General features: G+C 59.3%; 1 protein-coding gene. It reads right to left on the reverse strand.

Going from position 1 to position 432, the window contains the following annotated elements; all coding sequences use genetic code 11:
• On the reverse strand, positions 1-432 hold a 432-nt coding region (locus BG61_RS41230; protein WP_152565304.1), incomplete at both ends, for an HAD family hydrolase.

Here is a 432-nt window from a genome sequence, read left to right on the forward strand (position 1 = left end):
AATTGCCTCGCGGCTGCTATCCTTGACTGTGTCCGCGACGGCAAAGAGCGCGAGCACTCGAACTTCGTCAATCAGCATTACAACCGTCTTGCCTTGACGTTCAAGAGCGTCGAGTCGCTCTTCCAGGTCCGCAGAGCAGCGACCGAGTTCCTCGACCAGACGGTGATTGCCAAGCGAGTAGCTCCTTCCGTCGACTACGCCGCGAACGCCTCGCCCTGGAATTGCCTCGAATTCTTCAACGGGGTATTGCGTTACGTTGTCAGCGACGGCCGCTCGGAGAACAGCCATCGATACGGGATGGTCAGAACGGCCTGACAGGCTCGCAGCGAGCGAGCGGACCCGAGCGGCATCGATGTCGGTTACACGCAGTTCGAACTCCGTCTGAACCGGTTTGCCATGTGTGATGGTTCCGGTCTTGTCCAACGCGAGCCA

The sequence above is a fragment of the Caballeronia glathei genome, from assembly GCF_000698595.1.
Lineage (GTDB): Bacteria > Pseudomonadota > Gammaproteobacteria > Burkholderiales > Burkholderiaceae > Caballeronia > Caballeronia glathei.